Below are 24,722 nucleotides of genomic sequence, written 5' to 3'. Positions count from 1 at the left end.
TTATGAAAAACTTACACATCATAGAGCATCCGCTCATCAAATCAAAAATTACGCAGATTCGCCGCAAGGAAACCGCAACCAAAATGTTCAAAGAATTGGTGAGCGAAATTTCTTCACTCATGTGTTACGAAATCACCCGTGATCTGGAAGTGGAAGAAATTGAAATCGAAACCCCCGTTCAGAAAACCATTGGTTATCACATCAAAGGAGACGATTTGGTTTTGGTTCCGATTTTACGTGCCGGATTGGGCATGATAGAAGGAATTCAAAATTTGATTCCCAATGCGAAAACCGGGCACATTGGAGTTTACCGTGACCACGACACTTTACAGCCCGTTGAATATCTATGTAAATTGCCTTTGTTGATGGAAAATAGAAATGTCATCGTTCTAGATCCCATGCTCGCAACGGGCGGTTCTGCAGTCAAAGCAATCGACATTTTGAAAGAACACAACGTAAAATCTATTCGGTTGGCCTGTTTGGTAGGTTGCCCTGAAGGTGTTGAATTTTTGCATAAACATCATCCCGATGTAGCGATTTATCTGGCGGCGATGGATGAAAAATTAAATGAAAACGGTTACATAGTTCCCGGATTGGGTGATGCAGGCGACCGCCTTTTTGGTACGCAATAATGGCTTCTCACAATGATTTCGGGAAAGAAGCGGAAGTTTTCGCCGCTCAATATTTAGTTAAAAATAATTACAAAATTTTAGATAAAAACTATCGTTTCGGTAAAGCTGAAATCGACATCATTGCCATCGATGAATCTAAGAATGAATTGGTAATTGTAGAAGTTAAGTCTTTGTTTTCTGACAATTTGAAAAACCCCGAAGAATCCGTTAACAAAGCCAAACGCAAATTATTGATAAAAGCTGCAGATGAATATATTACTTCAAATTCTATTTTATTAGAAACACGTTTTGACATCATTTCTTTGGTAATACAGCATTCTGAATGGAAAATTAACCACATCCGCAATGCTTTTATGGCTTATGAATAAAGGATTTTGCAGTTTGGGTAAAAAACATTAATTTAGTACTAATTAATCTTAGAAAATTATGACGAAATCATTATTAACCTGCTTAATTCTCTTGACAGGAATTTTTGCATATTCTCAATCTGTTATTGGAACATGGAAAACCATCGATGATAAAACCGGAAAGGAAAAATCTCATGTAAGGATATATAAAACAAAAACCGGCAAATTACAGGGAGAAGTTGTAAAAATCCTGACACCCGGAAAAGAAGATGCAAAGTGTACGGAATGTGACGGTGATAACAAAAATAAGCCAATCAAAGGAATGGTCATTTTGTGGGGATTGGAAGAAGATGGAAAAGAATGGTCGGGTGGTCACATACTTGATCCAAACAGCGGGAAACAGTATAAAGCCTCTATGAAACTGAATGGAAATGACAAATTGGAAGTTCGCGGATATTTAGGCATTTCTTTATTAGGAAGAACCCAAACTTGGGAACGAGTTGAATAACTAAAATTATTTATGATTTTATTTGGAATCTCTTTCAAGGCGATTGAAAGAGATTTTTTATACTTTTGAATGATGAATTGAATTCAAAACCAATTCATATTAAATTAAAAAATCAAATGAAAAAATACTTGTTGATTTTCATTTCAGCGATGCTTTTATGGAGTTGTGAAGAAACTGATTTATTGGACGAAACAGGAATATTGGAAATCACAGATTTCAATTTACCTGCAATAGAGGGATATAATTACCAAGGCTGGTTATTGGTTGGCGGTACATATGTTTCTGTCGGCACTTTTAACATTGATTCCATAAATAACAACAGAGCCAGGTTTTCAAACATTGAAACATCAGATTTGGCATTGGCCGAAGCATTTGCAATCACAATTGAGAACGCATCCAGTCCGGCTCCGTCCAATTATGTTTTATTGGTTGGGGATTTTGATGGAAATACTGCTAATTTGGTAACCAATGCAACTACTTCCAACGGAGTATCGAGTTTAGGTAGTAAAATTTCTGCTTCTTATACGCTTCAAAATGCTACAGTTCCTGCTGATCAGACAGATGAATATCCGGGAAATAACGGAATTTGGTTTTTCAAAGGTTCGGGTGCTCAGGCAGAATCAACTATCTCTTTGGAATATGGCGAAATTCGGTACCAAGCCTGGCTTTCGACCATACTCGAAGGCGCTCCAAAATATGTAAATATGGGAATTATCACTTCAGATTCTATTAGAGATTTGAGCAATATTTACACCTCTTACACTACAAACATTCCTGATTTTGCAGGAGAAGATTTCATCGTGCAACCATCAGGTGAATCTTTTCCTCAAGGATTCTTCCCTAGAAAGGTCACGCTTCCAGGTACAAAAGTCATTATAACTCCAATTATTACCGGATACGCTAACCACACCGCTCCTTTTCCAATATTTTTACTGGAAGGAACTATTCCTGAGGGAGCTACAAACGACCCGAATGTAACTTATAATATGGAATTAAATACAACTTACAAAGCAAAAGCAACGAAGTTGTAATTCTAAACTTTCTGTTTAGAAAAAATGGTTACCTTTGCACCGTAAAATCAGAAAGGGGTGCTTCCCGCAAAAGGAGGCTGAGATTATACCCAAAGAACCTGGGCGGGTAATGCTGCCAAGGGAAGTTGTAAAACTTTTCCTTATTTTTTCGAATAAATGAAATTGAATTTCCGGAGATTCAATACAATTTATTTTAGAAAAAAGGAAATCTACACAAGGGTAAATCCACCTTTCATTTAAATTAAATAAAAATGAAAAGTAGGATTTTTTTATGCGCTGTATTCAGCGGAATTTTAGCATTTGGGCAGGTTGATGAAATACAAGACTCAACCACCATCGAATTGGAAGGCGCTGAAATCATTCAAAGGCTTCCCGTCACTTCAGAAAAAATTAGTCAAAAACAAATTCAAAAAAGAAATTTAGGACAGGACATTCCAACACTTTTAGGAAATGCCACTTCGGTTGTAACGACGAGTGATGCCGGAGCAGGAATTGGTTATTCATCAGTCAGAATTCGCGGAATTGCGCAAGACCACATCAACATCACTTTGAATGGCGTTACCATGAATGATGGTGAATCACAAGGCGTTTTTTGGGTAAATATGCCCGATCTGGCTTCATCTACAAATTCCATCACAATACAACGTGGAGTCGGAACTTCAACTTCAGGTACAGGTGCATTTGGTGCGATTATCAACATTGACACTTCTGAACCATCTAGAAATGCTTTTCTGGAATCGGCTAATTCTTGGGGAAGTTTCAACACGCAGAAATATTCATTACAAGGTGGAACAGGTAAAATCCTAAATGGGAAATTGAGAATAGATTTAAATGCTTCATTGATCAAATCGGACGGTTACATCGACCGTGCGGCAAGTGATTTGTATTCGTATGGAATGAATGCAAAATACAATTTAAATGAGAATACGAGCTTCCGCTATTGGACATTTTTTGGAAAAGAAAAAACTTACCAAGCCTGGAACGGAATCGATGCGGAAACGATGAAGACGAACCGAACATTCAATTCTTCGGGAGCCATTTACGACGCCGATGGAAACATTGTGGATTATTACAACAATGAAACTGACAATTACCAGCAGCACCACAATCATTTCATTTGGGAACAGCACTACGGAAATGGATGGAACAGCAATGCAACGCTTTATTACATGAGAGGAAAAGGTTATTATGAAAATTACAAACAAGGAGAAACATTGTCTGATTTTGGAATTGAAAGTGAAATTGATTCAGATTTAGTTCGTCAAAAACATTTGGACAATCATTTTTATGGATTAAATTTCAACCTTGAAAATCAACAATTAGGAAATTTAAAATTGTTTACAGGAGTTTCAGCAAGCCAATTTGTAAATGACCATTTCGGTAAAGTGATTTGGGTGAAAGATTTTGAAAATCAAAATACAAACTTTGAATTCTACAGAAATGAAACTACAAAAAATGACGTTTCTGCTTATGCAAAAGCTCTTTACAAAGTAAATAATTTCGAATTTTTTGGAGATTTGCAATATCGTTTTGTGGATTATAAAGCAGAATTGGTTCCGGGTGGGGAAAGTGGAGAAGAAGATTTCAGACCTCTTTACGATAATTTTAATTTCATCAACCCAAAAGCAGGATTCAATTATTTTGCTTCGAAACAAGATGTTTTGTATTTCTTTTATGGAATGACTCACCGCGAGCCTAAACGTTCTGATTATATGGACAATCCTGATTTTACGGTACAGGGAATACATCCAAACCCTGAAAAATTACATGATTTCGAATTAGGTTACAAAAAATCAGGAAGGTTAAATTTAACTGCAAATGCATTTTATATGTATTACATCAACCAATTGGTGGCAACCGGAGAATTGAATGACGTGGGAGAATATATGAGAAAAAATGCTGGAGAAAGCTACAGAGCGGGAATCGAGCTGAGCGCAAATTATGGTTTGATTCCACAAAAGCTTTCAATTTTTGGAAATCTAACTTGGAGCAAAAATAAAATTTTGAACCATCAAGAAATTGAATACGATGAGGACTGGAATCCATCAATCGTAGATTACGGAACAACGAATATTTCTTTCTCGCCGGACTGGATTGGTTCTTTGGGAGTTGAATTTGCACCCATAAAATCTTTGTCGCTTAACGTCATCAATAAATTTGTCGGAGAACAATTTCTCACAAATACAGAACTCGAAGATGGAAAATTGGAAAGTTATTTCCTTACTGATGTTTTGATTCGTTATGCGCCGAATTGGTTCAATGTTAAAAATCTTGAGTTTTCTTTGTTAATAAACAACGTGTTTGACGTAGAATACGAAAGCAACGGTTTTTATTACGAAGGACCTTATTATTATCCACAAGCCGGAATAAATGTTCTGGGTGGATTTAGAATTCGATTATAATTTGATTAGAATTAATTAAAAACAAAAAAAGCGACCTGATGAACGGGTCGCTTTTCATGTATGTTTAAAGGTGAAGAGTTATTTGATAACAATTTTCTTGTTTACTTCTAAACCTTTTCCTTCAGTTTTTAAAATGTAAATTCCTTTTTTGTCAATTTTAACTCTTACTTCTTTTTGATTAGAAGTATTTTTCTGAGTTTGAACCAATTTTCCTGTCATATCAAAAACAGAAATATTCTCGATTGATTTTGCATCATTTTCCAATTTAACAACAACCGTATTGTCTGCTGTGTTGTAAACAGAAATATCTTTTCTTTCTTGGAAATTAATATCATCCGTATTCATCGTGATGTCCCAAATTTGCTGAACATATTCAGGATGGTCGATATACGGATTTCTATTGCTTTGGTGTTGGTAATAAATTAAATCGTTGATATCTTGCTCTCTCTGGCTTACAGGATCCATGATGTGCCACTGCGCAAGCATTTGCAAAAATGTTTCGTTGAATACTTTGTTATTTGATCCATCAAACATTGCTTTTACTTCAGAATTACTGCCTGTACTATAAAAATTACTCATCCTGTTTTCATAACAAGTAGCAAAATAAAAGAAAGCTCTCGCTACATCACCTTTGAATTCATCAATCGGCTCCATAACTGTTATGCTGTTATTCCCTACAAATTTACCTTTCAAAGTTCCATTTTTAGATTTACAAGGAAGATTGTTTGCTCCACTATTACAAGGAGCGGCATTATCTGGATTTATGATTTCACCAAATGAAAAATTCCCTCTCCAACCATTAACTTTACTATCGGTTGGCCATATATGGAAAGCATCCGATACCATCGGCGAGGCTTCATTAAAATAAGATTGTGGAATCAAATGTTCCCTGTTCATCGCATCTCCTTCATTTGCGCCGGAACCCATGCTTTCGTTGGCACTAAAATTATATGGGTCTGGTCCGGTAGGATTTTCAGAATAAATGTCTAAAATCGTTAAATCATTTTCATAATATCTATCTCTAAAACCGTTTTTTGCATTGTTGCTGGCATACAAGTCTCTCAAAGCATTATAGCTTTGGGAATCAAAATTTTTGATGATATTGTGCAATTGTGTTTTCAACTGAAAACCAGTACCGGTTGCTGAATTATAATATCCATTTGGAATTTGCGCCAATGCGATATTTGATATCAGAATTAAAATCAGTAAAACATTCTTTTTCATATAATTAAATTTCTATTAAAAAAAATAAGGCACCAAAAGTACACTATTTGAATCAAATATTACTATTTTTAACTTTTCGTTGTAATTATGATAGGGTTAAAATAAAAATCTTCTTAATTTATAAATGGCAATAAAAAAATTAAAATATTTACAATTAATTAAAATACTAGCTTACAATTGATTAAATGAAAAATATTGAATTTTAATAAAAAAATTATTTCAATACTATTGCAGGAATAAAAAATTGTTATAATTTTGCGCTCTCATTCAACAACGAGTGACTGAATAAAAAAGAAAAATGGCAAATCATAAGTCAGCATTAAAGAGAATTAGACAAAACGAAGTTAAAAGAGATAGAAACCGTTACTATCACAAATCTGCTCGTACAGCAATCAAAAATTTGCGTGCAGAAACTGATAAAACGGCAGCTGAAGAGCAATTCCCAAAGGTTTCTTCTCAAATTGACAAGTTGGCTAAACGCAACATTATTCACAAGAATAAAGCGTCAAACTTGAAAAGCAAATTGGCGAAGCACGTAGCTTCTATCGCATAAAAATATTGATGGCCCGTTCGTCTATCGGTTAGGACTCAAGATTTTCATTCTTGCAAGAGGGGTTCGACTCCCCTACGGGCTACTAAATAAAACCCTAAGTATTCTAAATTGAATCACTTAGGGTTTTTCCATTACTAAGAAAATCTAAAATACCCACATCCCTTAATGAAAGGGATTTTTTTGCTGTAATAACTAAGGCATAAAAAAAGCCCCTAAAAGGAGCTTCTTAAAAGTTTTAATAAACGAAATAAATTAGTCTCTTCTTACATTTACTGCGTTTTCACCTTTTGGACCGTTTTCAACGTCAAAAGTTACTTTATCATTTTCTGAAATTCTTCCTGAAAGAGCTGTTGAGTGAACGAAGATATCTTTACCTCCGTCTGATGGCGTAATGAAACCGAAGCCTTTTACTTCATTGAAAAATTTTACTGTACCTGTTTGCATTTTATTATTTATTAAATTGTTATTGAATTATTTTTAAATTGATAGCATTGTCACCTCTTGGAGTCGTTTTGATGTCATAAGTAACTTTGTCTTTGAGGTTGACAGGCATTATCAAATCATTGCTGTGAAAGAAAACGTTGGTTTTCGTTTCATCATCTGTCACAAATCCGTATCCTTTGTCACTGTAAAAAGTAATGACGCCGGTATTAGGTTTTGCTTCTTCGCGTACAATCGGGCGCGCCCCAAGAAGGATCCCATCGAGATTAACTTCTTTGCGGTTAGATTTGTCCGGCGGTGTGGATGTGATTACTCCATTTTCATCAACATAGGCATACATGCTTTCTAGGCTTTGTCCTTTGTTGTTATTGGTTTTACGGTCAACTCTTTTTAGTGCCTTTTCCTGTTTCTTTTTGGCTTTTTTCTTTGCATTTTCTTTTTTGAAAAAAGAATCACTCATACTTGAATATATTACTTGTTATTAATTAATTTTAAAAATGACACTTCCGCAAAATACAGTTAACCTAAAAAAATATTTCAGGTTAGATATAAAATTTTATGATTGAAAAACTGCGGAAAAAGTAAAGTTCAATAATTAAAATTTGATGGGTCTTTTTTGAAGATTTAAAGCAACCCAAAAATGATGAACTTTCTGTGATTTCGATAAATATTGGCGCAAGGTACGTCTTTTAAACCGATACTTAGCTATTTAATTGATTTATTATCAATTTCCTAGAATTATGGACTTCAGAAAACCTGTCAGATTTCAGATAAGAATTGGTAACTTTACGCGTTAATTATTTCTTGAAAATCATCCATGCCATTTAAAATCCATTCTGAATTTCAGCCGACAGGCGACCAGCCAACAGCCATCCATTCTTTGGTGAGCGGAATCGAATCCGGTGATCGTTACCAAACGCTTTTGGGTGTGACAGGTTCGGGAAAAACCTTTACGGTTGCAAACGTGGTCAATGAGGTGCAGAGACCGACTTTGGTACTCGCACACAACAAAACTTTGGCGGCGCAGTTGTTCATGGAATTCAAGGAATTTTTTCCTAATAATGCGGTGGAATATTTTGTTTCCTACTACGATTATTACCAGCCGGAAGCCTACATTCCGACTTCAGGACTTTACATCGAAAAGGATTTGTCCATCAACGAAGAAATTGAAAAGCTGCGTTTGAGCGCCTCTTCTTCTCTGCTTTCGGGTCGGCGAGACATATTGATTGTGGCTTCGGTTTCCTGTTTGTATGGTATTGGAAATCCCACGGAATTCCATAAAAATATTGTAGAAATAGAAGTCGGACAAACGGTTGCCAGAACAAAGCTGCTTCAAAAATTCGTGGGTTCGCTTTATTCAAGAACCGAAGCAGATTTCCAACGTGGAAACTTTCGTGTAAAAGGTGATACATTGGATGTTTTCCCTGCTTATTCAGACCAGGCAGTTAGGATTCATTTTTTCGGAGACGAAATCGAAGAAATTGAAACTTTTGATCCCGCCAACGGAAGGAAAATTAATTCATTGGATAAAATCAATATTTATCCGGCGAATTTATTTGTGACTTCACAAGACACGTTGAACGGAGCCATCAGAAATATACAGTTGGATTTAGGAAAACAAGTCGAATATTTTCAGGAAATCGGCAAACATTTAGAAGCAAAAAGATTACAGGAGCGTACTGAATTTGACATCGAAATGATGAAAGAATTGGGTTATTGTTCCGGGATTGAGAATTATTCGCGTTACCTCGACGGAAGAATGCCAGGAACGCGGCCATTCTGTTTGTTGGATTATTTTCCGGAAGATTATTTGATGGTCATAGACGAATCACACGCGACGATTCCGCAAGTTCACGCAATGTTTGGTGGTGACCGAAGCCGAAAAGAGAATTTGGTAGAATACGGATTCCGCCTGCCAGCCGCGATGGACAATCGTCCGCTGAAATTTGAGGAATTTGAAACGATGCAAAATCAGGTCATTTATGTGTCGGCTACGCCTGCAAATTATGAATTGGAAAAATCTGAAGGCGTCGTAGTGGAGCAGATCATTCGTCCGACCGGATTGTTGGATCCAATCATCGAAGTGCGTACATCATTGAATCAGATGGATGATCTGATGGAAGAAATCCAGAAACGAGCAGAAATTGATGAACGTGTTTTGGTTACGACCTTGACAAAAAGAATGGCGGAAGAATTGACCAAATATTTAACAAGATTTGGTGTACGAACGAGATATATTCACTCCGATGTCGATACTTTGGAACGTGTGAAAATCATGCAGGATCTGCGAATCGGATTGTTTGATGTTTTGGTTGGGGTAAATTTATTAAGAGAAGGATTGGACTTGCCAGAGGTTTCATTGGTTGCGATTTTGGATGCTGACAAAGAAGGATTTTTAAGGAATCACCGTTCGCTCACACAGACTTCGGGTCGCGCCGCGCGAAATGTAAATGGTCGTGTGATTTTTTATGCTGACAAAATTACCCAAAGCATGCAGATGACGATCGACGAGACGAACCGCCGCCGTGAAATTCAAATGAAATACAATACCGATCACAATAAAACACCACAACCGCTGAATAAAAAAATCAATCAGCTGAATGCTTCTGCGGAACAATTTGAATTGAATCCTTATCAGAAAAAATCGCTTGACAGCATGGCTGCAGAAGACAAAGCAGACTACAAAAACATGTCATCCAGCGACCTGCAAAAGAAGATTGATTCATTGCAAAAAGAAATGGAGAAAGCAGCTAAAAATCTGGACTTTATCACAGCTGCCAAGCATCGTGATGCCATCAATTTGTTAAAACAATCTTTATAGTGATTAAATTTTAAATAATCGTATTTTCTGTGTTACCTTTGCGTTAAAATTCAACTTAACACATTGAAGAAATTTTTACTATTAATCAACCTGCTGGTTTGCTTTGTGGCTATCTCTCAAACTACTTTGAATAGAGGGGATGTTATGGTTTTGGGGGTAATAGTTGACGATTGCTCTCCTACTATTAAAAATTCAATTTATCTAGTTTCATTTAAACCTATAACAAATGGAACTACGATTGATTTGACCGATAATGGATGGGAACGTCAAAATCCAAATAGATTTGGAAGTTCTGAAGGTTTTTTTAGATTTCAAAAAAACACAAATTCTGGGACAATCCCTGCAGGACAAGTTTTCAGGCTTAATATGAATCAAAATGGAAATCCAACGAATTTACAAAATCCTGATTGGGACTATATCAATGCTTCTTCAGTAGGCTCTTTCGATTTACGAGCAGATGGAGATCAATTTTTTGTAATGCAAGGAGGTAATTGGACAAATACTTCAGGGAACAATGCTACTTATAGTGGAAGAATATTAACTGCATATAATACAAAATCAACATGGATAGCAACGAATTCTACTACAAACTCTGCACATAACCGAAACTCAAATATACATCCAGATACAAGATGTTATCATATCACTTCCCCAATTGATTATAATAATTTTAGATATTATTCTGGGAATACATCTACTTCAATATCACAAGGGGAATGGTTAGTTCGGATATTAAATACTGCTGATGTTTCCAATAATGGAAATTGGTCAAATGCATCAAACTGTTCTGATTTTGATGCTAAAATTTTTACTGGAGCATTACCTATTCGAACAAATATACCTTCTCAAGAAGTTTGTGTAAATGAACTCCTAACTGATTTAGAAGTTGTAGATGAACCAAATGTTGTAACCTACCAATGGTACAGAAACACTATAGCAAATACAACAGGCGGCACTCCTGTTGGTACAAATTCAAATATTCACACACCTTCCAATACGTTAATTGGAACATATTATTATTACTGTGTAATGACAATCAATCTACCATTAAATGGAACTCCAAATACAACAGACTGTCAATTTATATCTAATCTTTATGAAGTGACCGTCAACCCAAACCCTGTCACATCACCAGTAATTCCTTTATAAAAAATAATAAACAAAAATTAAAACCAATTAATATGAATAATTCTACTTTAAAACTATTCACTTCGTTAATACTGATGTTGGTATTATACGTAGTAAATGCGCAAGCTGATTTAGAGGTTTGTCAAAACTCAAATACAAATTTTATTGTCGATAACAATCCTGCTCTAGGTAGTGGAGATGAAACAGCTACCGGATCACCCGGATCGACCTATGCTTGGGCCGTAACTGCTGGAACATTGACACAAATTATTCCTGGTTCAAATACCGCCAATATAGATTGGACAGGTGTTGCTGTAGGAACTATTGTTACAATTACAGTTATAGAGACAAATGCAACAGGTTGTGAGACTGATCCTGCTGTTGAATTCACAGTTGAAATAGTTACCGGACCAAATGCTCCAACTGTTGTTGCAGACCCTCCAGCAATTTGTTCTGGCGACGATGCTGTATTTACAATTACAGGGACACCAGGAAATGTGGTAAGCTACACTATAAATGGCGGAGGTGTTCAAACTACTACAATTCTACCAACAGGTGAAGTGGATGTTATCATCATTGGAGTTACAGCTAACCAAACAATTGTAATTACATCGGTTGCAACTGATGCCAGCCCTACCGCTTGTACGACCAATGTGACTGGTGTTACAGCAACAGTAACAGTAAATGCTGCACCGGTTACATCACCAATCCAAGTACTATAATTCTTCAGAATTATCAAAATTTGATTCATAAGCTAAACATACAAGCAATAAAACTTGTCCTCACTGTGCTGCTCTTCGGAGCGGTCACGGTTCGGGGACAGCAAACGCTGTGTATCGGTGCGGTGAAACAATTTGCGGTCGATATGACCGAGAACAACGGAAACGGGACGACGGGTTCAACTTATACATGGCAAGTCATGACGGGTGGATTCGCAGGAACCATCATACCGATCACTACTTCAGGAAATCACATAGAAATCAACTGGGGTACAACACCTTTGGGAAGTTATACGCTCAGAGTTACGGAATTCAACGGTTGTGAAAATTTCCGCGAAATGGAAATCTCTCTCCGAGATGAAGTTGAGTTAAATGAATTAAATGATTTACTCATCTGTCCCGAAGGCGGAAGTGTTACGTTCAATGCAGGATTTGGTTACGATTCTTATGCATGGTACGATGCCAACGGAGCATTACTCGCAAACACGCGTTTGCTGACTGTCCAAGAACCGGGAAGCTATACCCTTGAGGTTACCCAAAACGGCTGTACTGCAACCCAAACAGTGGAAGCCACTCCGATGGATTTTCCGATTTTCACGGTCAATACTGATGCTTACAACACTATCGTAGTAGAACATACCGGCGGAAATGTTGAACAGCTGGAGTACCAGCTCGAAGACCTTAACGGAAACATCATCAAATCATGGCAGGTCGGAAATATTTTTTACGGAGTCAGTCAGGGAATTTATATCGTGAGGATACGCACATGGGATGCCACTTGTTTTACTTATATCATGGCAACTACTATCAGCATTCCAAATGCAATCACTCCAAATGGTGACGGTTATAACGATGTTTGGGATTTGAGCAGACTGCAGACACTCGCGCCAAATGCAAAGATTGAAATATATGACCGCTATGGTAAACTATTCAAAGTTATCACTTCAGCAGACCAGTTTAAGTGGGATGGAAAGTACATGGGAAGACCATTACCAAGCGCTTCATATGTTTACATCATTTATCTGGGTGATGAAAAAATAACCGGATATTTATTGATTAAAAATTATTAGTAGAATTTTCATAATTATATAAAGGCTTAAATCTGAAAAGGTTTAAGCCTTTTTTCTGTTTAATAAATGATTTCATAAGATAATTTTATCGAAACTTATTTCCAAATCCGGGTTTCATGTCAGACCTTTGCACCTCGCTAAATTAAATAAAGCAAAATCATTTTAAGATGAACAAAGGTTTGATCGCCCTCGCATTTGGAGGGATGGCAATAGGCATGACTGAATTTACGATGATGGGAATCCTTCCCGACATTGCCAAAGACCTCGACATAGAAATCCCCCAAGCCGCACATCTAATTGCATTGTATGCACTAGGCGTTGTAGTCGGTGCACCCACTTTGGTATTGATTTCAGGAAAGTATCCTCCCAAAACAGTGTTGATGGCACTCATGCTCATGTTCGTAGTATTCAACGGATTATTTTCCATCGCACCCAATTCATTTACATTAGAAATATCCAGATTTGCTTCGGGATTGCCGCATGGCGCATTTTTCGGTGTAGGCTCAGTAGTAGCAACCAATCTCGCCAAAAAAGGAAAAGAAGCACAAGCCATCGCTACGATGTTCACGGGAATGACTCTGGCAAACCTGATTGGCGTTCCGCTTGGAACTTACATCGGTCATCATTATTCATGGAGATTGACTTACGGAATCATAAGTCTATTAGGCTTAATTACATTTTTGGCACTCATGTTTTGGATGCCTAAAATTAGTTCCAATTCAAAAGGAAATTTACTTCACCAGTTAAAGTATTTCAAAAGAGGACAAGCGTGGCTCTTGATTGCCATCATATCCATCGGAACGGGTGGATTGTTTGCATGGATCAGTTACATCGCACCCTTGGTAACCAAAGTTTCCGGTGTCGCAGAAGATAGAGTTCCACTCATCATGGTTTTGGTTGGATTGGGAATGTTCTTCGGAAATATCATCGGTGGAAAAGCAGCCGATGCCATGAGCCCCACCAAAGCTACCATCGCATGTTTCAGCTCGATGGCAATTTGTTTAGTTGTCGTTCATTTTACCGCCCACATCCACTCCATGGCATACATCATGGCATTCATCACAGGAGTCATTTCCTTTTCAGTAGGTTCACCCATTCAGATGATGCTCATCCAAAACGCTAAAGGCGCAGAAACTTTCGCAGCTTCAGCGGGACAAGCCAGCTTCAACATGGGAAATACTATGGGTGCTTATCTTGGAGGGATCCCCATCACCATGGGATTCGCGTATGACACTCCCGTACTTGTAGGTGTTGGGATGGCGACCATTGGTGTAGGGCTTACCATCAGTTTCCTTATGACGCAGAAAAAAAAGCTATAGTTTTTAGATAGAATTAATTTCCGGTTTCTTTATGAGAAAAGCCCTAAAAAAATTCAAAATCTAAAATTTAAAAAGGGCGCCTTATCGCGCTGCTCCGGGGTCCCGTATGCCGCCACTAATTCTCACAACGTAGTAAGCGGCAAACCAAGCCCTCCATATCGCGAGCGCAAATCCATATCAGCACCATCCGTTAAAACTACCAGAAACTTAGTCCATGTGCAGAGAATTTTGATAGCCGAGCCATGTTAAGAAAGCTCGACTTTATACTTTATTGATGTAGTTTTCAATTTTCAAAATTCCAATCTAAATTTTGGCATAAATTCACACAAGATCCTTACCGCAATTCATTCAAAAACAAAAAAACCTCCAAGGTTTTGAAAACCTTGGAGGTTGATGTATCAATCAAAACAGGAATTTCAAATTATCCCATTTTCAAATCTTTAAATAAAAAATTTTATCCTTTAAATTTTTTCAATTCCGCATTCAATTTCGGAACGATTTCAAAAGCATCTCCCACGATTCCATAATCAGCCGATTTGAAGAACGGTGCTTCTGCATCAGAATTAATTACAACAATCGTTTTAGAAGAGTTCACACCCGCCAAATGCTGAATCGCACCCGAAATTCCAACCGCGATGTACAGTTTTGGAGAAATTGCTTTTCCGGTTTGTCCCACGTGCTCTTCGTGCGGTCTCCAATGGATGTCCGCAACCGGTTTTGAGCAAGCCGTTGCAGCTCCCAAAATGTTTGCCATTTCTTCTATCATTCCCCAGTTTTCAGGACCTTTCATTCCGCGGCCTGCAGAAACTACGATTTCAGCTTCTTTCAAATCAATTTTATCAGAAGAATTCTGTTCAACTTTGATTACTTTCACTTTTGCATCAGCATCACTTACCGAAACATTGGCTGCTTCTTCAGTTCCTGAAACAGCATTTTCTTTCAATCCGAAAGCATTTTGCAAAACAGTCAAAACTTTTGCTCCGTCTGTAACTTCAATCGTTTCAATTCCTTTTCCTGAGAAAGCTTTTCTGTCAGCAGTAAAAGGCGAAACATTAGTCGGTGCAGAAATTAAATTCGTTACCAAAGTTGCATTTGTCTTCAAAGCCAAAAGTGGCGCGATGGTCGCAGCATCATTGGTAGAAGGAAGTACAATCGTATCTCCATCTTTCAATTCCGCCAAAACTTTTGCGTAAGCATTCGGAGAAAAACTTTTCAAAGCATCACTTGATACTTTCAAAACTTTGTTTGCTCCATATTTATATAATAAATCAGAAGATTCTGCTGCATTGATAGCTACTGCCGTAACAGTATCTCCTACTTTGTCAGCGATAGATTTCGCATAAGAAACTGCTTCAAATGCTGCTTTTTTATATTGTCCGTCGTGGGATTCTGCGTATACTAAAATTGCCATTTTAAATTTTGTTTAAAGGTTAATTAAATAACTTTCGCTTCTTCGTGTAAAAGTCTTACCAATTCCGCAACATTGTCTTTGTTTATCAACGTTACATTTCCTCTTGAAGGCGGTTTTACATATCCGACAACTTTCAATTTAGATTCTGTTTGCTCAGCTTCTACAACCGTCAATGGCTTGGTACGAGCCGCCATGATTCCACGCATATTTGGAATTCTCAATTCCGTTTCATCAACCAAACCTTTCTGACCAGCGATAACCAATGGGAAATCTCCTGAAACAGTTTCTTTTCCGCCATCAATTTCGCGAAGTGCTTCCACAGAATTTCCGTTTACAGTCAATCCTACACATCCGTTTACGAATCCGTAATCTAAAATTCCTGCAACCAATCCCGGAACGGCTCCTCCATTATAATCAATTGATTCTCTACCTGTCAAAATCATATCATAACCTCCGTCTTTTGCAACTTTCGCAATTTGAGTAGCTACAAAGAAATGGTCTCTTGCGTCTGCATTTACACGAACCGCATCATCTGCGCCGATTGCCAAAGCCTTTCTCATTACCGGCTCTACTGAAGCATCGCCCACAGTTACAACTGTGATTTTTGCACCTTGTGTTTCCTGCAATTGAACAGCTCTGGTCAAGCTGAATTCATCATGCGGATTGATCACAAACTGCACTCCGTTTTTATCAAATTCCTTTCCGTCTCCGGTAAAGTTTATTTTAGCAGTAGTATCTGGAACACTACTGATACATACTAATATTTTCATCCTATATGTTTTTGTTTGTTATTTATGTTAAACTTATTTTTCATTAAAATTCTGAATATCAATCAGGAATCATTTTATAAATTTCTAACTGAACTTTTTCAAGTTCGTAAATTTAACGAAAAATATTTATTATGCACGCATAATAAACGCAAGATTTTTATCAGTTTTTAACCAAGTCTTTTTTGGATTCTTTCAATTGTTTTTTAACTACATAACTCGTTACCAAAATGCTGAATTCATACAAAACCCAAAGCGGGAAAGCTGCAATCATCATGCTCAGAAAGTCATTCGGCGTAATGATGGCGGCGATTGTAAGTATTACAACGAAAGCATGCCTGCGGTAAGTTTTAAGGAATTTTGGGGTTAAAATGCCTACTTTAGCCAAGAAATATGCAAAAATAGGAAGTAGAAATACAACTCCCATTCCCAATAAAGTTTGTACAAATAATGAAATGTAACTCATTAATTTCCATTCGTTATTTACACCAAACGGATTGTAAGTAAATAAAAATTGCGTAGAAAGCGGCAACAATAAATAATAGCTAAATGTAACTCCCAACAAAAAGAAAAACGTCGTAGCCAAAACAGTTCCATTAGCGCTTTTCTGTTCATTTACACTCAATCCGGGTTTTATAAATTTCCAAATTTCCCAAACTACATAAGGAATTGCGATGATTAACCCACAAATCAAAACCACTGAAATCTGAGAAGTAATTTGCCCTGACGGATCTAAATTCATCAGATCTTTAGACATATCAAACTTTTCTGTATAAGGTTGATCCATACCAATCCATTTCGCGACCGAATTGAAAATTTGAAAAGTTGGAAAATCTGATTTCAACGGTGCCATGATGATTTTTTGCAATAAAAAATCCCAGAAAATCCCGACGATTATCGCTCCAACTACAATTGCTAAAATGGAACGAATCAAATGTCCTCTTAACTCAACGATGTGTCCTAAAAAGGACATTTCTCTCTCTTCTTTTGCCATTATGCTTCGATTCCGTGTTTGATGAGGGCATGTAAATCCAGTATTCCGAAATACTTTTCGTCTCTGTCTACCACTACCAATTGTCCGATGTTATAATCTCTTAATTTATGAAATGCATCTACTGCTTTTTCATCTTTGTAAATTATTTTAGGATTAGATGACAAAATATCCTTTGCCAGCAATCCACTATAATCCTGATGTTTTTGAAGCATTCTTCGCAAATCACCATCAGTAATCACACCTTGGACTTTTTCTCCGTCCAAAACCACCGTGATACCGTTTCTGCCTGAAGTCAAAGAATCAATTACTTCATAAATCGTAGAATTTGGATTGACCAACGGACGCTGAAAAGAATCCATCACATCGCTCACGCTCCAAAGCAATCTTTTCCCCAAAGCGCCGCCCGGATGATATTTTGCAAAATCCTGACTTGTGAAATTTTTCATTTTCATCAAAACTACGGCCAGCGCATCACCCATAACCAACTGAGCAGTCGTACTCGAAGTCGGAGCCAGATTGTTGGGGCAAGCTTCCCTTGAAACCGTCGTATTCAAAACCACATCGGCATGTTTCACCAAATCTGATTGTAAATTTCCGGTCATGGCAATCAATGCAGAAGAATTTCTTTTTAAAATCGGAGCTAAATCCTTAATTTCCTGACTGTTTCCACTTTTAGAAATGCAGATCACAACATCATCTTGCCCTAGCAAACCCAAATCTCCATGAATAGCTTCTGTAGCATGAAGAAACTGGCTGGGTGTCCCCGTAGAGTTAAATGTTGCCACCAATTTATTGGCAATATGTGCGCTTTTCCCCACGCCTACAACCACTACTTTTCCTTTGACAAAATTGAGTAATTCGGCGGCGTGACAAAATTCATCTCCTAAATTTTGACCAATCTGTAAAAGTTCCTTAACTTCATCATCGAAAACAGATTGGGCTATTTGAATGATTTCTTGATTTTTCAAACCCAAAAGATTTTGTTTGTTTAATTTTAAATTTGTATTTTAGGTCTTTTGATAAAAATTCTGAATTTTCAATCCTAAAATTGAATTTCCAAATATATAAACTTTAAGAAGCATTATAAATATAAATTAGTCTTTTTGTAAAGATGAATATGAATAACGATTTAACCGCCTCCCTTAAAAAATACTTTGGCTTCAGCCAATTTAAAGGCGAACAACAAGAAATTATAAACAGTCTTCTGAATAAAGAAGATGTTTTTGTACTGATGCCTACCGGTGGTGGGAAATCGCTCTGCTACCAGCTTCCTGCATTGATTTCAGATGGCGTAGCAATTATAGTGTCTCCATTGATTGCCTTGATGAAAAATCAAGTTGATGCGCTTCGCGGAATTTCTTCGGAAAACGGAATTGCGCATGTTTTGAATTCATCACTTAACAAAACCGAAACAAAAATCGTCATGGACGACATCCGCAGCGGCGTAACCAAAATGCTGTATGTGGCTCCGGAGTCTCTGACCAAAGAAGAATATACCGAGTTTTTTAAAACTGTAAAAATTTCATTTTTTGCGATAGATGAAGCGCATTGTATTTCGGAATGGGGACATGATTTCCGACCGGAATACCGCAATTTGAAACACATCATCAATAAAATCGGCGATGCGCCAGTGATTGCTTTGACGGCAACTGCAACTCCAAAAGTTCAGGAAGACATCCAAAAAACTTTGGGAATGCAGAAAGCCAAGGTTTACAAAGCATCATTTAACCGTCCGAATTTATTTTATGAAATACGTCCTAAAGTAAATCAGGACAAAGAAATCGTAAAATTCATCAGCCAGTTTTCAGGTCAATCAGGTGTAATTTATTGTTTGAGCCGTAAAAAAGTGGAGGAATTTTCCCAAACGCTTCAAGTCAACGGAATCAAAGCAATTCCTTATCATGCTGGATTGGATGGGAAAACGAGAAGCAAACACCAAGACATGTTCCTAATGGAAGATGTCGATGTGGTGGTTGCGACTATTGCTTTCGGGATGGGAATTGACAAACCGGACGTTCGTTTTGTGATTCATTATGACATGCCCAAAAGTCTGGAAAGCTATTACCAGGAAACGGGACGCGCGGGTCGTGATGGTGGCGTAGGGCATTGTCTCGCATTTTATGATTACAAAGACATTGAGAAACTCGAAAAATTCCTGGCAGGAAAACATGTGGCAGAAAGAGAAGTTGGTCTACAATTATTAAGCGAAGTCGTTGCTTATTCTGAGACTTCTATGTCGAGAAGGAAATTCTTACTGCATTATTTCGGGGAAGAATTTGACGAAGAAAATGGATTAGGTGCAAATATGGACGACAATATGCGCAATCCTAAAAAAATGATCGACGTGCAGGATGACGCCAAAAAAATCCTTGAAGTAATTCAAAAGAATAACCAAAGATTGAAAATCAATGATATCGTAAACATCTTGACCGGAAAAGAAAGCTCAATCATCAAATCCTATAATTTACATTTAGAAAATTATTTCGGCAGTGGCAAAGACCAAGAAGATTACCATTGGAAAAGTATTGTCAGACAATTGATTGTAAGAGATTTTCTCATCAAAGAAATTGAAACCTACGGTACTTTAAAATTAAATGAAAAAGGAAAAGAATTCCTCAAAAAACAAGAAGAGTTCCTGATTGCAGAAGACATAGATTTCAAAAAATTATTGACAGAAGGTTCTTCAGAGCCTATTCAGACTGCACCGGCAGCATTTGATGACACATTGCTTAAACATCTTAAAGATTTAAGAAAAAAAATCGCCAAACAGCACGGAATTCCGCCTTTCGCAGTATTTCAAGACCCGAGTTTGGACGATATGACCATGCAATATCCGACAACCATAAAGGAATTGACCAATGTTTTCGGTGTGGGAGAAGGAAAAGCTAATAAATTTGGGAAATCTTTTGTGGATTTCATTGCGAAATATGTTGAAGAAAACGATATCGTCCGCCCTGATGAGATGGTCATCAAAAGCGTAGCTGACAAATCGAGCTTCAAAGTGTATATCATCCAAAGTGTTGATAGAAAATTGAATCTTGAAGACATGGCAAAAGCCAAAAGCCTCAGCATGACAGAACTTCTTTCTGAAATGGAAAGCATTGTTTATCAAGGAACTAAACTCAACATTGATTATTATATCGAAGATATTCTCGACGAAGATCAGCAAGAAGAAATCCATGATTATTTGATGGAAGCTCAAAGTGATTCGATGACTGAAATGTTGAAAGAATTTAAAAATGATTATGATGAAGAAGAATTGCGCCTGATGCGGATTAAATTCATCAATGACATCGCCAATTAAAATAACAAACATACAATTCAAATAAAATGAATAACAAAGTCCTGCTGATGATTTTGGATGGATGGGGATTGAACCCAAACCCGGAAACATCAGCGATAGCAAAAGCAAATACACCTTTCATCGATTCATGTCTCAATAAATATCCAAATTCCACGCTTGTTACTTATGGCTTAGACGTCGGTTTGCCGGAAGGTCAGATGGGAAATTCCGAAGTTGGACACATGAATTTAGGCGCCGGAAGAGTCGTTTACCAGAATTTGGTTAGAATCAACATGGCTGTTTCAGACAAATCTTTTCTCAAAGAAAAAGTATTGAATTCCGAATTTCAGTTCGCTCGCGACAACAACAAAAAAGTACATTTCATTGGATTGGTTTCAAATGGCGGCGTTCATTCACACATCAACCATTTGTTTGGATTGTTGGATGCTGCGGCTGAATATGGTTTGACGGACAATGTTTATATCCATGCTTTCACAGACGGACGTGATTGTGACCCGCACAGCGGGAAAAAATTCATTCAGGATTTGATAGAACATACACAACATTCCACCGGAAAATTAGCTTCAATCATTGGAAGATATTATTCCATGGATCGTGATAAACGCTGGGAACGTGTGAAACTGGCTTATGATTTAATTGTAAAAGGACTTGGCGAAAAATGCGAAAATCCCATTCAGTCCATTTCAAAATCTTATGAAGAAGGAATTTCTGACGAATTTCTAAGGCCGATAATTATAGATGAAAAAGGATTGATCGAAGAAGGAGACATCGTCATCAATTTTAATTTCAGAACGGATCGAGGACGCGAAATCACGGAAGTTTTGACACAAAAAGACTTTGATGAATTTGGCATGAAAAAACTCGGAATCCGTTACATCACTTTGACGAATTACGACAAAAGTTTCCAGGGAGTTGAAGTGGTTTATAATGATGATGAACTTCCCAATACATTGGGAGAAGTTTTGGAAGCAAACGGAAAAACCCAAATCCGAATTGCCGAAACTGAAAAATATCCGCACGTGACGTTTTTCTTTTCTGGCGGACGAGAAAAAGAATTTGAAGGAGAAAGAAGAATTCTATGCGCTTCACCAAAAGATGTTCCCACTTATGATTTAAAACCGGAAATGTCAGCGTTTGAAATTACCAAAAACATCATTCCGGAAATCAATGCGAAATCTGCAGATTTTATTTGTTTAAATTTTGCAAATACTGACATGGTAGGTCATACAGGTGTTTTTCAGGCAGCTGTTCAGGCAGCTGAAACCGTTGACCAATGTGCGGAAGCAATTGTAAAAACGGCTTTGGAAAATGATTACACAACGCTCATCCTTGCCGATCATGGAAATGCCGATGTCATGACCAATCCGGACGGCTCGCCGAACACGCAGCACAGCACCAATCTGGTTCCTTTGATTTTAATTCAAAATGAAAATAAATTCAATTTGGAAAATGGAAAATTGGGTGACATTGCTCCCACCATTCTGAAATTAATGGACATTCAGATTCCTGAGGAAATGACGGGTAACATACTGATAAAAAATTAAATCCTTAACTTTGCACTTGATTTAACCTTACCCAAATGAGAAGTTACATTATAGCTGTCGATTTTGACGGAACAGTCGTTGATGATGCGTATCCTAAAATCGGCAAAGAGAAGTTATTCGCTTTTGAATCCCTCAAACAATTGATGGCAAAAGGACATCGACTGGTTTTATGGACTTACCGAAGCGGAAAGGAATTGCAGGATGCTGTAGAGTTCTGCCGCGAAAACGGTGTTGAATTCTATGCTGTGAATTCAAGTTTTGAAGGAGAAATTTTTGACCAGGAAAAACAAAGCCGAAAAATAAATGCTGACATATTTATTGATGACAGAAATTTAGGCGGGTTTCCAGGCTGGGGCGAAACACTTCAGGTTATTTCAAACAAAATTGAATTCACAATAAATGCACATGGTGTAGAAAAAAAGAAAAAGAAAAAAGGTTTTTTTGGATTATGATTATTTTAAAAAATAAAGAAGAGTTAGAATTGATGTACCAAAGTGCCCAATTGGTTTCAAGAACTTTGGGTATGTTGGCGAAGGAAATCAAACCCGGAATCACAACGCTTCATTTAGATAAATTGGCACATGATTTCATCCAGGATCATGGCGCAAAACCTGCATTTTTAGGCTACGGAGGCTTTCCTTATTCCCTTTGTATTTCTCCCAATGAACAAGTCGTTCATGGATTTCCAAGTAAGGAAGAAATCAAAGACGGAGACATTCTTTCTGTAGATTGTGGTGCAGTTTTAAACGGGTTTGTAGGTGACCATGCTTACACTTTTGAAATCGGAGAAGTTGCGGAAGAAACAAAAAAATTACTTCGTATCACCAAAGAATCTTTATATAAAGGAATCGAACAGGTTTTACCGGGAAACAGAACCGGCGACATCGGATATGCGATTCAGACTTATTGCGAAAGCCGTGGTTATGGTGTCGTGAAAGAATTGGTAGGACACGGGGTTGGACGTGATATGCACGAAGATCCGCAAGTTCCGAACTATGGAAAAAGAGGAACCGGAAAAGTTTTGAAAGAAGGAATTACACTCGCCATCGAACCGATGATCAACATGGGAACGGACAAAGTGAAATTTCACAAAGACGGCTGGACAATCACCACGCGTGACAACAAACCTTCCGCGCATTTTGAGCATGATGTGGCCATCATCGACGGTAAACCAACTTTGCTTTCTACATTCAAATACATTTACGAGGCATTGGGAATCACTTCTGACGAAGAAGAACCTTTCCTTTATAAAACCTACGCATAGATGTTTCGATTTCTTACTTCTGCAAAATTTGCATTAGAAGGAATCTTCTACGCACTCCGAACCGAACGAAATGTTCAGATTTGGTTTGGAGTTTTGCTTGCAACTTTAGCGGTCGCAGCATTTCTTGAAGTTTCCCAAATTGAATTCCTCGTCATCATGATCTGGATGTTCGCCATCGGCACTTCAGAATATTTAAATACCGCTATCGAAAAGCTTTCCGACAGAGTAACTTTGGAATACGATGAGCAAATCAAACGCGTCAAAGACATCTCTGCCGGCGCAACTTTCGTCACTTCCACCGGCGCATTTATAAGTTGTATGGTTATATTTGTCCCGAAATTTTTAGATAGATTTTGTGAAGTCAGCATTTAAAAAAGTAATGAATACCATTCCGCGTCCGTGGCTCATCCGTTTGAGTTTTGCGGCACGTCCCGTTTTGATTTGGTTTTTCAAAGGAAAGAATTTCACCGATCCGATTGATGGGAGAAGCTACCACAATTTCCTGCCTTACGGATACGAAAACCAACGTAAAAATGCGCTTTCACCCGGAACTTTATCGCTGGAAAGACACCGTTTGCTTTGGCTTTATTTAAGAGATGAAACTGATTTTTTCACTTCTAATTACAAAGTGTTGCACATGGCGCCTGAACAGGCATTTTATGAACGATTCAGAAAATTAGGAAATCTTGATTATACGACTTGTGATTTAAATTCCCCGATTGCAGATGTGAAAGCGGACATCAAAAACCTGCCTTTTCCAGACAATTCATTTGATGTGGTTTTTTGCAACCATGTTTTGGAACACATCGATGACGATAAAAAAGCAATTTCTGAATTGTACCGCGTTATGAAACCCAACGGTTGGGGCATTTTCCAGGTGCCGATCCGTTATTCACTTTTGGAAACTTTCGAAGACCCAACGATTACCGACAAAAAAGAACGCAAAGAGAAATTCGGGCAATATGACCATGTGCGCGTTTACGGCATGGATTATTATGACCGCTTGCGCGAAATGGGATTTGTGGTGGAGGAAGTGAATTATTCAACCCAATTATCAGACGAAGAAATCCGCCGATATGGTTTGGAAAAAAATGAATTACTTCCTGTTGTAAGAAAGATTTCCGAATCAAATTCTAAAAATTTTACCCGAAAAATTGCAGATTGGTTTCGCGGGAAGAAAAGAATGACTTAAACTCCTGTTTCAAAAGAACATCTTCACAATAAATTATTAGGATATTGTGGA

The 24,722-nt window shown here is 37.5% G+C and carries 24 protein-coding genes and 1 tRNA gene; 18 read left to right on the top strand and 7 right to left on the bottom strand.

Annotated elements, in window-relative coordinates; genetic code table 11:
- Positions 1 to 2: 2 nt before the first annotated feature.
- The 5 genes from upp (at position 3) to B8977_RS05465 (ending at position 4,920) form a co-directional block, all read left to right on the top strand.
- Positions 3 to 632: a uracil phosphoribosyltransferase gene (gene upp, locus B8977_RS05485; RefSeq protein WP_084016682.1), complete on the top strand. Its 630-nt coding sequence runs from the start codon at positions 3 to 5 to the stop codon at positions 630 to 632.
- Positions 632 to 1,000, top strand: coding sequence for a YraN family protein (locus tag B8977_RS05480; RefSeq protein ID WP_084016681.1), 369 nt, complete (start codon positions 632 to 634; stop codon positions 998 to 1,000). The genes upp and B8977_RS05480 overlap by 1 nt, the downstream gene beginning before the upstream one ends.
- Before the next feature lie 58 nt (positions 1,001 to 1,058).
- Positions 1,059 to 1,487, top strand: a complete 429-nt coding sequence (locus tag B8977_RS05475; RefSeq protein ID WP_084016680.1) for a DUF2147 domain-containing protein — start codon at positions 1,059 to 1,061, stop codon at positions 1,485 to 1,487.
- Between the two features lie 116 nt (positions 1,488 to 1,603).
- On the top strand, positions 1,604 to 2,518 hold the full coding sequence (locus B8977_RS05470) for an anti-sigma factor (protein WP_143736347.1): 915 nt from the start codon (positions 1,604 to 1,606) through the stop codon (positions 2,516 to 2,518).
- Positions 2,519 to 2,769: 251 nt separating this feature from the next.
- A complete protein-coding gene (locus B8977_RS05465; RefSeq protein ID WP_084016678.1) occupies positions 2,770 to 4,920 on the top strand; it encodes a TonB-dependent receptor in 2,151 nt (716 codons plus the stop codon).
- Between the two features lie 78 nt (positions 4,921 to 4,998).
- Here B8977_RS05465 and B8977_RS05460 read toward each other — a convergent pair whose 3' ends face one another.
- On the bottom strand, positions 4,999 to 6,144 hold the full coding sequence (locus B8977_RS05460; protein WP_084016677.1) for an endonuclease: 1,146 nt from the start codon (positions 6,142 to 6,144) through the stop codon (positions 4,999 to 5,001).
- Between the two features lie 298 nt (positions 6,145 to 6,442).
- Between B8977_RS05460 and rpsT the strand changes: the two genes are divergently transcribed.
- Positions 6,443 to 6,697: a 30S ribosomal protein S20 gene (gene rpsT / locus B8977_RS05455; protein ID WP_084016676.1), complete on the top strand. Its 255-nt coding sequence runs from the start codon at positions 6,443 to 6,445 to the stop codon at positions 6,695 to 6,697.
- 10 nt (positions 6,698 to 6,707) lie between these two features.
- Positions 6,708 to 6,779: transfer RNA gene (locus tag B8977_RS05450), tRNA-Glu, on the top strand.
- 170 nt (positions 6,780 to 6,949) lie between these two features.
- Here the strand turns inward: B8977_RS05450 and B8977_RS05445 are convergent.
- Complete coding sequence (locus B8977_RS05445) at positions 6,950 to 7,141, bottom strand: cold-shock protein (protein ID WP_084016675.1); 192 nt, start codon at positions 7,139 to 7,141, stop codon at positions 6,950 to 6,952.
- 19 nt (positions 7,142 to 7,160) lie between these two features.
- A complete protein-coding gene (locus B8977_RS05440) occupies positions 7,161 to 7,598 on the bottom strand; it encodes a cold-shock protein (RefSeq protein WP_084016674.1) in 438 nt (145 codons plus the stop codon).
- Between the two features lie 357 nt (positions 7,599 to 7,955).
- Between B8977_RS05440 and uvrB the strand changes: the two genes are divergently transcribed.
- The 5 genes from uvrB (at position 7,956) to B8977_RS05415 (ending at position 14,195) form a co-directional block, all read left to right on the top strand.
- Positions 7,956 to 9,959 carry an excinuclease ABC subunit UvrB gene (uvrB, locus tag B8977_RS05435; protein WP_084016673.1) on the top strand — a complete coding sequence of 668 codons (2,004 nt, stop codon included), beginning with the start codon at positions 7,956 to 7,958 and terminating at the stop codon, positions 9,957 to 9,959.
- A gap of 63 nt (positions 9,960 to 10,022) precedes the next feature.
- Positions 10,023 to 11,108, top strand: a complete 1,086-nt coding sequence (locus B8977_RS05430) for a hypothetical protein (protein ID WP_143736345.1) — start codon at positions 10,023 to 10,025, stop codon at positions 11,106 to 11,108.
- A 74-nt stretch (positions 11,109 to 11,182) separates the two neighbouring features.
- Positions 11,183 to 11,809: a hypothetical protein gene (locus B8977_RS05425; RefSeq protein WP_084016671.1), complete on the top strand. Its 627-nt coding sequence runs from the start codon at positions 11,183 to 11,185 to the stop codon at positions 11,807 to 11,809.
- Positions 11,810 to 11,829: 20 nt separating this feature from the next.
- Positions 11,830 to 12,876 (top strand): T9SS type B sorting domain-containing protein, encoded by a 1,047-nt coding sequence (locus B8977_RS05420; RefSeq protein ID WP_143736343.1) that lies wholly within the window; start codon positions 11,830 to 11,832, stop codon positions 12,874 to 12,876.
- 167 nt (positions 12,877 to 13,043) lie between these two features.
- On the top strand, positions 13,044 to 14,195 hold the full coding sequence (locus B8977_RS05415; protein WP_084016669.1) for an MFS transporter: 1,152 nt from the start codon (positions 13,044 to 13,046) through the stop codon (positions 14,193 to 14,195).
- A gap of 454 nt (positions 14,196 to 14,649) precedes the next feature.
- Here B8977_RS05415 and B8977_RS05410 read toward each other — a convergent pair whose 3' ends face one another.
- The 4 genes from B8977_RS05410 to B8977_RS05395 form a co-directional block, all read right to left on the bottom strand.
- Positions 14,650 to 15,606, bottom strand: coding sequence for an electron transfer flavoprotein subunit alpha/FixB family protein (locus B8977_RS05410; RefSeq protein ID WP_084016668.1), 957 nt, complete (start codon positions 15,604 to 15,606; stop codon positions 14,650 to 14,652).
- A 23-nt stretch (positions 15,607 to 15,629) separates the two neighbouring features.
- Complete coding sequence (locus tag B8977_RS05405) at positions 15,630 to 16,376, bottom strand: electron transfer flavoprotein subunit beta/FixA family protein (RefSeq protein WP_084016667.1); 747 nt, start codon at positions 16,374 to 16,376, stop codon at positions 15,630 to 15,632.
- A gap of 160 nt (positions 16,377 to 16,536) precedes the next feature.
- On the bottom strand, positions 16,537 to 17,367 hold the full coding sequence (tatC, locus tag B8977_RS05400) for a twin-arginine translocase subunit TatC (protein ID WP_084016666.1): 831 nt from the start codon (positions 17,365 to 17,367) through the stop codon (positions 16,537 to 16,539).
- Entirely contained in the window at positions 17,367 to 18,335 is a 969-nt protein-coding gene (locus B8977_RS05395) for a KpsF/GutQ family sugar-phosphate isomerase (protein ID WP_084016914.1), read from the bottom strand. Before B8977_RS05395 ends, tatC begins: the two co-directional genes overlap by 1 nt.
- 149 nt (positions 18,336 to 18,484) lie before the next feature.
- Between B8977_RS05395 and recQ the strand changes: the two genes are divergently transcribed.
- From recQ to B8977_RS05365, 6 genes are read left to right on the top strand one after another with little or no spacing between them, the layout of a single operon-like run.
- Positions 18,485 to 20,671 (top strand): DNA helicase RecQ, encoded by a 2,187-nt coding sequence (gene recQ, locus B8977_RS05390; RefSeq protein ID WP_394334467.1) that lies wholly within the window; start codon positions 18,485 to 18,487, stop codon positions 20,669 to 20,671.
- Between the two features lie 26 nt (positions 20,672 to 20,697).
- Positions 20,698 to 22,215: a 2,3-bisphosphoglycerate-independent phosphoglycerate mutase gene (gene gpmI, locus B8977_RS05385; protein ID WP_084016664.1), complete on the top strand. Its 1,518-nt coding sequence runs from the start codon at positions 20,698 to 20,700 to the stop codon at positions 22,213 to 22,215.
- A gap of 35 nt (positions 22,216 to 22,250) precedes the next feature.
- On the top strand, positions 22,251 to 22,667 hold the full coding sequence (locus B8977_RS05380; protein WP_084016663.1) for a BT0820 family HAD-type phosphatase: 417 nt from the start codon (positions 22,251 to 22,253) through the stop codon (positions 22,665 to 22,667).
- Positions 22,664 to 23,479, top strand: coding sequence for a type I methionyl aminopeptidase (gene map, locus B8977_RS05375; protein ID WP_084016662.1), 816 nt, complete (start codon positions 22,664 to 22,666; stop codon positions 23,477 to 23,479). The genes B8977_RS05380 and map overlap by 4 nt, the downstream gene beginning before the upstream one ends.
- The gene (locus B8977_RS05370; RefSeq protein WP_084016661.1) at positions 23,480 to 23,851 is read left to right on the top strand and encodes a diacylglycerol kinase; all 372 of its coding nucleotides are present in this window, start codon (positions 23,480 to 23,482) and stop codon (positions 23,849 to 23,851) included. It abuts the gene before it with no gap.
- Entirely contained in the window at positions 23,835 to 24,671 is an 837-nt protein-coding gene (locus B8977_RS05365) for a class I SAM-dependent methyltransferase (RefSeq protein ID WP_084016660.1), read from the top strand. Before B8977_RS05370 ends, B8977_RS05365 begins: the two co-directional genes overlap by 17 nt.
- Positions 24,672 to 24,722 lie beyond the last annotated feature (51 nt).

Origin of the sequence: Moheibacter sediminis, from assembly GCF_900176425.1 — a bacterium.
In the GTDB taxonomy this organism is placed as follows: Bacteria; Bacteroidota; Bacteroidia; order Flavobacteriales; family Weeksellaceae; genus Moheibacter; species Moheibacter sediminis.
This window is presented reverse-complemented; position numbering and strand designations above follow the sequence as displayed.

Excerpts from the sequence above, each read along its gene's own strand:
- B8977_RS05380 (WP_084016663.1), top strand. The coding sequence starts at position 22,251 with ATGAGAAGTTACATTATAGCTGTCGATTTTGACGGAACAGTCGTTGAT.
- B8977_RS05470 (WP_143736347.1), top strand. The coding sequence starts at position 1,604 with ATGAAAAAATACTTGTTGATTTTCATTTCAGCGATGCTTTTATGGAGT.
- B8977_RS05425 (WP_084016671.1), top strand. The coding sequence starts at position 11,183 with ATGTTGGTATTATACGTAGTAAATGCGCAAGCTGATTTAGAGGTTTGT.
- B8977_RS05370 (WP_084016661.1), top strand. The coding sequence starts at position 23,480 with ATGTTTCGATTTCTTACTTCTGCAAAATTTGCATTAGAAGGAATCTTC.
- recQ (WP_394334467.1), top strand. The coding sequence starts at position 18,485 with ATGAATAACGATTTAACCGCCTCCCTTAAAAAATACTTTGGCTTCAGC.
- B8977_RS05475 (WP_084016680.1), top strand. The coding sequence starts at position 1,059 with ATGACGAAATCATTATTAACCTGCTTAATTCTCTTGACAGGAATTTTT.
- rpsT (WP_084016676.1), top strand. The coding sequence starts at position 6,443 with ATGGCAAATCATAAGTCAGCATTAAAGAGAATTAGACAAAACGAAGTT.
- B8977_RS05445 (WP_084016675.1), bottom strand. The coding sequence starts at position 7,141 with ATGCAAACAGGTACAGTAAAATTTTTCAATGAAGTAAAAGGCTTCGGT.
- uvrB (WP_084016673.1), top strand. The coding sequence starts at position 7,956 with ATGCCATTTAAAATCCATTCTGAATTTCAGCCGACAGGCGACCAGCCA.
- B8977_RS05410 (WP_084016668.1), bottom strand. The coding sequence starts at position 15,606 with ATGGCAATTTTAGTATACGCAGAATCCCACGACGGACAATATAAAAAA.
- tatC (WP_084016666.1), bottom strand. The coding sequence starts at position 17,367 with ATGGCAAAAGAAGAGAGAGAAATGTCCTTTTTAGGACACATCGTTGAG.
- B8977_RS05460 (WP_084016677.1), bottom strand. The coding sequence starts at position 6,144 with ATGAAAAAGAATGTTTTACTGATTTTAATTCTGATATCAAATATCGCA.
- upp (WP_084016682.1), top strand. The coding sequence starts at position 3 with ATGAAAAACTTACACATCATAGAGCATCCGCTCATCAAATCAAAAATT.
- gpmI (WP_084016664.1), top strand. The coding sequence starts at position 20,698 with ATGAATAACAAAGTCCTGCTGATGATTTTGGATGGATGGGGATTGAAC.
- B8977_RS05405 (WP_084016667.1), bottom strand. The coding sequence starts at position 16,376 with ATGAAAATATTAGTATGTATCAGTAGTGTTCCAGATACTACTGCTAAA.
- B8977_RS05480 (WP_084016681.1), top strand. The coding sequence starts at position 632 with ATGGCTTCTCACAATGATTTCGGGAAAGAAGCGGAAGTTTTCGCCGCT.
- B8977_RS05415 (WP_084016669.1), top strand. The coding sequence starts at position 13,044 with ATGAACAAAGGTTTGATCGCCCTCGCATTTGGAGGGATGGCAATAGGC.
- B8977_RS05440 (WP_084016674.1), bottom strand. The coding sequence starts at position 7,598 with ATGAGTGATTCTTTTTTCAAAAAAGAAAATGCAAAGAAAAAAGCCAAA.
- map (WP_084016662.1), top strand. The coding sequence starts at position 22,664 with ATGATTATTTTAAAAAATAAAGAAGAGTTAGAATTGATGTACCAAAGT.
- B8977_RS05465 (WP_084016678.1), top strand. The coding sequence starts at position 2,770 with ATGAAAAGTAGGATTTTTTTATGCGCTGTATTCAGCGGAATTTTAGCA.